Origin of the sequence: Serratia sp. 201, assembly GCF_037027545.1 — a bacterium.
Lineage (GTDB): Bacteria > Pseudomonadota > Gammaproteobacteria > Enterobacterales > Enterobacteriaceae > Serratia > Serratia bockelmannii.
This window is the reverse complement of the sequence record NZ_JAXCHC010000008.1, coordinates 39553-48758: the sequence shown is the minus strand read 5'-3', so window position 1 is coordinate 48758 and position 9206 is coordinate 39553. Positions and strand designations below refer to the sequence as shown.

The following is a 9206-nucleotide window of genomic DNA, read 5'->3' as shown; positions in this document are numbered from 1 at the left end:
CTGGGGTACGGACTCTCCATCGAACTGCGTTCGATTATTCGGTCTAAAGACCTCACCCTGCGGGCCAGCGCTGAAGCGCTGTTCAACGCGGCGCCAGCGCCGGTTGTCCGAGTCCGGTCGCCCTATTTAGAAGAACCCGCCTATGGCGGGTTTTTCGCTTTCTGGGGTACGGACTCTCCATCGAACTACGTTCGATTATTCGGCCAAAGGCCTCACCCTGCGGGCCAGCGCTGAAGCGCTGTTCAACACGGCGCCAGCGCCGGTTGTCCGAGTCCGGTCGCCCTATTCGGAAGAACCCGCCTATGGCGGGTTTTTGCTTTTCAGGGACTGGACTCGTCATCGAACTGCGTTCGATTATTCAGCCAAAGGCCTCCCCCTGCGGGCCAGCGCTGAAGCGCTGTTCAACGCGGCGCCAGCGCCGGTTGTCCGAGTCCGGGCACCCTCTTTCGTTGAGGCGGATACTACTCTCTGGTAAAAAACGCTACGTCATACAATGCGTAGCAGCGTCAATGATGACGTCGCAATGCCAACCAACGGGAAGAATGGCCGAGTTCTTGAATAGATAGCTGCCTTTTCTTCATCCGCTGCGCATGTTTGTAGAATGAATAGATGCTTAAACACAACAAGAATATCGCGAAATAAAACAAATCCACTTAACCTTTCCCTTGGTGTAGATAATACCCCACGTAAATTACGTACAGCTACCATCACTGCCAACGATAATAATTCACCGAACTTATATTTTTAGTCGGAACAACAGGATATTTAATCAACAGTCACAAAAAAAGCAGGGAGGATAACCCTGCTTGTCATTTAAAAATCAATATTACTGGCATAGCGGCGAGTATTTTTTCATAAACGGCGATTCACAGATCGCATTCATGACTTCGCCTTTATCTTTTTCTTTAGGCTTGACGCCTGTGTTGGTGTTGCCCGCACATTGCCCACCATTTTTCCCTTGACCATTGATGCATTGACCAAAATCGCTATTGCCGGCGCCGCTGGCGTTGCCATTATTGCCCTGCACGTTATGATTGCCGTTAAAACCGGCATGTGCATAAGATGCCATCATGATGCAAGCGCCAATAAGTAAAGCCGCTGTCTTTTTCATAACTTTCCCTTTTGCTATCTAACAAATGAATAAAACAAGAATTAACATTCTCCCGGTAAATGTTAATCAAAATAAACTATCCTTTAGCGATATAAAGATAACAGATGGGAATAATTAAAATCATTCCCCATCACGGTTAGGAATACTCTGCCTCTGGTGATAGTAACCAATACATAAAATCATGGCTGCGATTTAACATCAGCTTACCCATTACCGAACGTTTATGGCTGTGCACCGTTTTAACGCTCACCCCCATTATTCTGGCGGTTTGCGATTGATCCAACCCACGCCGCATATAGCCGATAACCTGCCGCTCACGAGGGGTCAGCACTAGACCGGAAAAATGGCATACCGGGCCGGGATTGGCCAGGGCATCGGTCAACAGCGTAAACAGCCGTTGTTGATCGTCGGTTCGGTAAAGCACTCGCTTCGCTCGCCTGGCTGCAACGGTCTGCCTTTCTTTAATGGTGACGACGTGTGCCCTTGAATAGGCAGTCCAACGCCGGGCACGCCGGATCTGTGAGGTCAACACGATGTCAGGCCGCTCATCGCTGCCTGGCAGCAGGAAATGCGCGACTTTATTATACTGCTGCGCATATTTCGCAATACTTAACCGCAAGCCGGTAGCGAAATAGCGATTTTCGTCATCAATCACAATATTGATCGATTTCATTCCCTGAGTCTCCTGTAGGCATAGTATTAATTCGCGCCAGCGATAACCGTTCGATGGATTTTTACTCCAGCTCTCACGATATATGTTTAAACAATAGCGAATCTTTCAGACCCAACCCGTTACATCGCCAGGAAAACATCACATGCGTTCTTCCTAAAAAATAAGCGGTTATGCTGCGATAAACTTACTGATAACGACTTAGTTAATACGCTCGATAGCAGATTATTTTATGCAACCTCCACAATGGCCACTACCGAAGTAGAAAAGGGTCCCGTGTGTGAGGTGTTCGCATTTTTGAGATCGCCGTCGATAAATATCTCTTGCGTACCAGCAACCACCGTAACAAAGCTCTCCAGAGCGTTAACGCCGGGCTTCGCGTTTCGCACTTTCAAGCTGACACTAAGCCTGCCATCTTGACTTAACTTCATATCCGTTACACTGGAGGCAAACTTAACTCGTATATCCGTATCATTCGAGCAATTAACTTTAAATGAACCGCTGGCCTGCCGGCTGGCAACATCGCTTCTGATTGGACCAAAATCGACTACGGCATCGGTGTCAAGAATATCGCAGCTTGCCGTCAGAGGAATAAGCTCGCTGCAGTCAAACAGGCCACCATCGACATTCCCAATAGCTGAAGCTCGCCAACTATAGATACAGGTTTTAAACCCCGGCCTTTTCCCCTCGGCCCCTGGACGGTACAGTGCCGACTTGGTTACTCCGAATCCGCCACGGAGCTTCATCAGCGGCACCAATTCCCCAATGGTTTGGGCAGTCGCTAAACTGGTATTACAGTTACTCGTATTACACTGGTTAGGGGGGGTTCGATCAACCAAAGGTATAGAGATCATGGCTCCACCGGGGTAGACATTACCATCCCAATGAGCAGAGTAGAGCCCAAAGACGTAGCCACATGAATATCCGGTATTAGATGTGGTGTAGTGGCATGCATTCCAACTGGGTATCGGTGCTATATCGTTCAGCGTAGTGGTGATCAGATAAGTTCCCGGTTCCTCTCCTTTTCTGACGCTGGTGGGCGCATCGTGGTATGCCGCATTAGCCCAGCTGGCCCATCCCAGCAATATGCCCAGAAATAATAAAAACCCTTTCATCGTGTGCCCTTGACGTAGAAACATTATCCCTCCTTAGACATCGTAAAAATTTCATACCGATTGCCACAATAAAAAAACAATCTGCATGCCAGCCCCTAGTTAAATAGGTAAAACCGCCCTCAATCTTCTTCTGCCTTATAAAAATGACGCAATCGCATGCACTATAACCCATAGCGTATTAAGCTAGATTCACCCTTCATATCACTTCTAACACGCGATCTTTTACATTAATTCAATAATGGCCACCACAGGAACAGAAAACGGGCCGGTGTGTGAGGTGTTATTATTCCTAAGCTCACCGTCTATAAATATTTCTCTGTTGCCACCAGGTACTTTTACATAATTCTCGCCCACGCCAGCGATCAGATCTCTAAACTTCAGGCTGGCGGTCATTCGCCCGTCCTGGCTTAACGGCATATTGGTGACATTGGAATTAAACTTAACGCGCAAGTAAGCCTCGCTGGCACAATTTATCTTGATGGTTCCCGTGGCCTGCCGGGCCGTGACATCGCTGCTGAATGTGCCAAAGTCAACGATGGCGTTAGTGTCAAGAATATCGCAACTGTTCGTCTTGGGTATTTCGGGGCCACAGCCGAAAGCGCCACTCCATCTACCGTTAATTGCCACACCGAAGCAGAGTCGAAGAGGCCAGCTGCCAACCTGGTTTATATCTCTCGTCGAGTTCGTCCCATTGCGCCCTAAATACCTGACTAACGGCGCGAGCTCCCCCATGGTTTTGGCCGTGCTCGTGCTGGTCTTGCAATCCGCCGTGTTACAGCTGCTGTTGGCCTCAGCCAACGCCACAGAGGCACGTGGGGAGCTCGATAAGGTCATCACCACAGATAACATGCAGTCTCTTTGTCCATAACATGGGTTGGGTTCCTGCGACTCCGGTAAAATACGGAGAAACGTAAAAGAGAGAAAAGCATAGGATCCACTTGTAGGCTCTATACGAGGAATGGCCTCAAAATTAGCGGCGTGGGCCGCATTCATGCCGCCGAAAAATACGATTAGCAATAATAAAAAAATCTTTTTCATCTGGTTACCCTGCCGGAAAAATAGCTTATCCGACCATCGCCAATGGCGAAAATATTCCGCCGGTTAAGTGCCGTCGGTGCGCCTCTTTCCACCGCGTTTATAACGCGGCGGCTTTAATTGCTGCCGCAGCCCGGCACCGGAGCAGTGCAGCTTCGGTGCCGGTCTAACGTTTTACTCATATATGGCGGTCATGGTTGCCGACGCATTGAAACTCGCCGTAGGTAAACCCGAGTTCGGCTTGCCGATCGGCACGGCGTAAAACTTAGGCGGGTTATTCACATCGGTAACCGCCACCTTGCTCTTAGGCACATAGGTTTTATCCCCGTCCCCCTCGATGATACGCAACCCGAGATTATTAAATGCCGGGAGGGGTAGGGCCTGGATCGCGTTGTAATCGCCCCATGGGACGGTCGTATATTCCAACATCACCTTAAGCTGGCCGCTGCCTGGTGAACCGCCCTCACATTTGATGCCGTAGGGGATCGGCATTTTCTTATAGTCTTTACCATTAATCTTGTTGATCACCACTTCCGCAAAATTAACGCTGACATCGTTACCCTCGTTGAGGGTGCAGTCTGGCGCCGCCACCAGCGTACCGGTAAAGTTCACCTTTATCGCCTGCGCCGCGCCGCTGGCCAGCAATCCCATACAGGCCAAGGCGGCCAGCCCTGGAATATATTTCATCTTCATCTCCTTATTGAACCTCGACTAATAATGTGGCGGAACTTGAAAAGTTCCCGCCACTCAACTTGGCGCCGCCGCGCTTGACCGGTACGGCATAGAGCAGTGGATAATTGGGATAAAAAAAGTTATGCCACTCGTTCAGCTTTAGCTGCTGGCCATTTTCGAACAGCAGCTTGATCGCCAAATCGTCCTTCTCGCGGGTGCGCAGCAAACCGACGCCAAAATTCGGGCTATCGCCCTGCAATGACACTTTCATATTTCCGTTCGAGCCGGAGGTATCGCCGCTGCAGCTCACGCTATAGGGGATCTTTTTCTTGCCGTAGTTGACGCCGTCAATGTCTGCGATATTCAGTTCGCTGAAGGGCACATCGATGTCATTGCCGCCGTTGATTTCACACTTTGGTTTCGCGAGCACTTCACCTTTCACCGTGACATTCACCGTGGCGGCCTGCGCCAGCTGGCCAAAACTCAGCACCGCCAGCAGGGTGAGCGCCGAAGCGGCAGCGGTGCTGGCCGCCAGCGCACAGCCCAGAAGGAGATATTCGCCGCCGATGGCCAGCGTGCGTCGCCCTGTATCGCCCATACCGTCCACCTCAGTCATAGTTCAGCCGGAAATCGATCGCCGCGCGGTAGGCGCCCGCCAACAGCGGCGCACGCGTGCGCTCCGCCATCACATAAAACTGCAGCCCGTTATCGCCCAGCGCCAGCAGCTGCGGCCGGCTGCGGCTGCCCAGCCGCACATCGCGGTTATCCGCATCCAACAGCCGCAGCCCCAGGCCTTCGGCGCCCTGCACCTGCACCAGCTGCGGGTTATCCGCATCGGCCGGGGCGGTGAAGCTCACCGTTACTGCCGGCTGGTAGGCATCCCACAGCCGGTAACCCAGGCGAGTGTCTCTGATGGCCGCCCCCATGCGCGTGCAGTCACGCAAGCGCAGTTGGAAGGCCACCGGCTGCGTGCGGTTGCCGGGCACTGCCAGGCTGCTCGTGGTGGTTTCACCCAGCCAGATATCCTGGTAGGCCGAAGACATCTCCAGCCGGCAGGCGCCTTCGGTCAGCGCGCCATGCACAAACAGCATGCCGTGGTTACCTGACTCTGCCCGATTCGTCAGCAAAACCAGCGCCAATAACGCCGCCTGGCCTGCCCGTCGCGTTAAAGCGCCTCTCTCCTGGCTGTTGCAGCCGCTATCGATTATTTGCATTAGTTTCCCTGCCGCTTCAACTGATGGAGCGCCGCTGCCGGCGCCGATTATCCTTGCTTCTCAGGCACCACCTGACAATCACCGGTGCCACACTTGAAGGTCAGATCCGGGCGGCCGCCATAGTCATTGACATAAGTCAGCACCGGTGCATTGCCCAGGCCAGTGGCGCCTAACGCCACGCTGCCTTTCGGCGGCACCATCAGCGGTTCAAAACCGGCGGCGGTTTTACCGCTCTTGCTGCTGCGGGCATCGACCAGCGTGATGTAATACGGGGTCGGGTTATTGGCCCTAAAGCCCGCGCCCTGGCGGGTCAGCGTCAACTGCTCTTGCCACGGGCTGTACGCGGCATTTTTGTTCGGCACGATCGCCGCCGGGCGGTAGAACAGCTTGATGCGGGTCTGCAGCGCGATCTGCAGCGTGTTGGCCTTGTTGCTCTTCGGCGGGATCTCGCGCAGGTTGAAGTAGAACAGGCTCTCGCGATCCTGCGGCAGCGCCTTGGCGGCCGGCAGCGCCTGTACCTTGACCTGGCTTTGCGCGCCCGGCTCCACCCGCTGCACCGGCGGCAACACGATCAGCGGGCTGTTGATTTTTTCACCCTGCTCATTCTCCAGCCAGCCCTGAGCCAGATAAGGCAGTTGGGTGTTTTTATTGGTGATGCTCATGCTGGCCGAGTTATCGCCGCCGTTTAAAATCACGCGGGTGCGATCCAGCGCGATAGCGGCCTGCGCCTGGCCGCTCAGCAAGGTGGTGGTTAGCAGGCCGGCTACCGACAGCGTTTTTACAGTGTTGTTTCGCATAATAAGCTTCCATTTGGTCAAAAATTGCATTTACGGGTTTTCCGGCGCATCTGCCTGGCCTTCACTGCCTGCGGCCACGCGCCGGCACGGCAGCAGCAGATCGCTCAGAGCAACATCCGTGCGCAACGCCGGCAGATCGATTTCGCATTGCGCCTTCCCTTCCCAATGCACCGTCATTTGTTCACCGGCGCGGATACCGCTGAGGTAAACGCTGCCGCCGTCATTCACAATCCCGGTCTGCTGCCTGCGGCGGTTGAACACCTCGGCGCCAAACGGCGGCGTGCTGCCGTCCGCCAGGCGGATCACCGCCATCGCTTTCTGGCCGGAAATCACGTTGAAGCGCCGGTAGCCAATGGCCCCTTCGGTGAGCGTCGCCTGCACCACCGACTGCGTCGCTTCAGCCTCGTCCGATAAGTTGGTCAGATCGATGCTCGCCCGGCTGCGGTAAAAGTTGCCGACGTCCGTCACCACCGCTTTGCCAAACATGTTGGTGCGGCTCGTGGCGCCATAGCCACGTACCGGCACCCCGGCCACGCCATCGGTGTCCAGCATCAGGCGGGTACCACCGAAGCTTCCGCTACGGTGCAGCGCCGCCCCCTGGGCGGTAAGCGTGGCCCCGCCCAGCAGGCTCATGCCGAACGCGGAGTACTGGCCCCCCTGATAACTCGCGTTGGCGTCGATACGCGCCGCGTCGCCGTCGTGGCTGTAAAACGCGCTGGCGGAGCCGCCGTTGCGCGAGCTGCCGGCGGTCAGCTGATAGTTGTTGTGTTCATCCAACCGTTGGTAGTAGCCCACCCGCTGGTTGTTATTGTTACGGTTCCACGAACTGCTGTAGCTGAGGTTGGTATCTTCTCCCCACGGCACCGTCAGGCTCAGATACATGCCGTCGTCGTTGGTCCCTCTGGACTTGTTGCGATAAGCCGAGAGTGAGGCGCTCAGGTTTTTCCACGATCCCAGGTTGAAATAGCGCGACAGCGCCAGGCTGTAGCGTTCGTCGGTCGGCTTATCCCAGTAAGTCTGGTGGTCGTAGTTGAGATAGGTACTGACCCCCAGATCGCGGAACTGCTTGTTAAAGGTGATGGTGTACATTTCTCGGCTTTTGCCGTTCCGCAAGCCGTGATAACGCGCGTCCAGGTATTCGCTCATGGTCATAAAATTTTCTTCCGAGAAGCGATAACCGGCGAAGGTGATCTGACTGTCGTATTCATCAAAGCTTTTCGAATAGCTCAAACGGTACGAGCCGCCTTTTTTGGTGCCGTCGTCAATCGGCAATCTTGCCCGCGAATATGTGGTATCAAACGACAGCGCGCCGAGCACCAGCAGATCGCGCCCCAGCCCCAGCGACAGCGCGTTATAATCGCCACCGGCGATAGCCCCGCCGTACAGCGACCAACCGTTGCTGACCCCCCAGGAGAATTCACCGGTGGCAAAGGTTGGCCCCTGCACCTGGTGCTCCCAGTTCGACGGCCGACCACCGGCGAACTTGAAGCGCACCATGCCAGGGCGCGTCAGATAAGGAATGCTGGCTGTGTCCACCTGAAACTGCTGCACGCTGCCGTCTTGTTCCTCAACCTTGACGTCCAGCTTGCCCATCACCGAATCGCTCAGATCCTGGATGCGGAACGGCCCGGCGGCGACCTGCGCCTCATACAGCACGCGCCCCTGCTGGCTGATGGTGACTTTGGCGTTGGTTTTGGCGATGCCGGTCACCTCCGGCGCATAGCCGCGCAGGTTGGGCGGCAGCATGTTGTCGTCCGACATCAGGCTGAAGCCGGTAAAGCGGAAGCTGTCGAAGAGGTTGCTCTGCAGCGAATCCTCTCCCAACGCCAGGCGCGCGCCCCACTGCGGCAACGCGCGGAAAGCGTAATAGCGGCTCCAGTCAAACGTTCTCTGGCTCGATTCCCCCGAGCCGGTCTGGTGATTGAGACTGGTCTGCCAATCGGCCCGCAGCCGCCAGGCGCCCAGGTTGGCGCCCACCGCACCATTACCGCCCAGGCGCTGCGTCTGGCCGCCGCCGTTGCTATTCTGCTGCACCTGGCCGTTCAGGTTGTAGTCCAGCAGCAGGCCGGGAATGCCGTTATCCCAGCGCGCCGGCGGATCCCAATCCGGCGAGGAGTACTCTAAATAGGCCTGGGGAATGTTCAGATACAGCGCCGACACCGCCAGATCGCCCCTGGCCTCGATGCCCTTGAGGCTGCTCAGATCTAGGCACTGCTCGTTATGCCACCAGCGCAGCAGCTTGAGAAACTCGGTTTTAAGGCCCAGTTTTTCAACCAGCTCCGGCGAGACGCAGGCCGCACTGCCATCGGGATCGTTTTCCGGCGGATAGAAAACCACCGGCTGCTCATCCAATGGCTGCTTGTTCACCACTACCGTCATGCTGTACTTGCCCGGCATAATAAAGGCGCCTTTGGCAAAGCGGCCGAGATCGATATTTTTACGATCGTTGATATCCAGGATGTCAGTGTTGAACTGAATTGCATCATCCGCCCGTCCCGGCAACGCCAGGCCGCAGAGAGCCAGAGAAATACATATCCCTAATAAACTTAACGGGAGCGCCCCCGATTTAAATTTTCTCGCATCCATGATCCC

General features: G+C 55.0%; 10 protein-coding genes. 1 reads left to right on the top strand and 9 read right to left on the bottom strand.

Translation table 11 applies throughout. The features are described 5' to 3' along the window. Positions 1–234 (top strand): hypothetical protein (locus WA302_RS24940; RefSeq protein WP_336064773.1); only part of this gene is annotated, 234 nt, incomplete at its 5' end. A 592-nt stretch (positions 235–826) separates the two neighbouring features. Here the strand turns inward: WA302_RS24940 and WA302_RS24935 are convergent. The 9 genes from WA302_RS24935 to WA302_RS24895 all read right to left on the bottom strand — a co-directional run bounded on the left by WA302_RS24935 (position 827) and on the right by WA302_RS24895 (position 9200). Beyond that, positions 827–1111, bottom strand: coding sequence for a hypothetical protein (locus WA302_RS24935; RefSeq protein ID WP_043143788.1), 285 nt, complete (start codon positions 1109–1111; stop codon positions 827–829). Positions 1112–1247: 136 nt separating this feature from the next. Continuing rightward, the gene (locus WA302_RS24930) at positions 1248–1784 is read right to left on the bottom strand and encodes a helix-turn-helix transcriptional regulator (RefSeq protein WP_060448260.1); all 537 of its coding nucleotides are present in this window, start codon (positions 1782–1784) and stop codon (positions 1248–1250) included. Between the two features lie 227 nt (positions 1785–2011). Further along, positions 2012–2920, bottom strand: a complete 909-nt coding sequence (locus tag WA302_RS24925) for a hypothetical protein (protein WP_099817071.1) — start codon at positions 2918–2920, stop codon at positions 2012–2014. Between the two features lie 198 nt (positions 2921–3118). Then, on the bottom strand, positions 3119–3934 hold the full coding sequence (locus WA302_RS24920) for a hypothetical protein (RefSeq protein ID WP_261456583.1): 816 nt from the start codon (positions 3932–3934) through the stop codon (positions 3119–3121). A gap of 171 nt (positions 3935–4105) precedes the next feature. Then, a complete protein-coding gene (locus WA302_RS24915) occupies positions 4106–4618 on the bottom strand; it encodes a fimbrial protein (protein WP_197771030.1) in 513 nt (170 codons plus the stop codon). A gap of 10 nt (positions 4619–4628) precedes the next feature. Continuing rightward, a complete protein-coding gene (locus WA302_RS24910) occupies positions 4629–5219 on the bottom strand; it encodes a fimbrial protein (RefSeq protein WP_240275338.1) in 591 nt (196 codons plus the stop codon). Beyond that, positions 5212–5817, bottom strand: a complete 606-nt coding sequence (locus tag WA302_RS24905; protein WP_127146728.1) for a fimbrial protein — start codon at positions 5815–5817, stop codon at positions 5212–5214. The genes WA302_RS24910 and WA302_RS24905 overlap by 8 nt, the downstream gene beginning before the upstream one ends. Before the next feature lie 47 nt (positions 5818–5864). Further along, positions 5865–6614: a fimbria/pilus periplasmic chaperone gene (locus tag WA302_RS24900; protein ID WP_025304979.1), complete on the bottom strand. Its 750-nt coding sequence runs from the start codon at positions 6612–6614 to the stop codon at positions 5865–5867. A gap of 30 nt (positions 6615–6644) precedes the next feature. Beyond that, on the bottom strand, positions 6645–9200 hold the full coding sequence (locus tag WA302_RS24895) for an outer membrane usher protein (RefSeq protein ID WP_261456585.1): 2556 nt from the start codon (positions 9198–9200) through the stop codon (positions 6645–6647). Between the last annotated feature and the right edge of the window lie 6 nt (positions 9201–9206).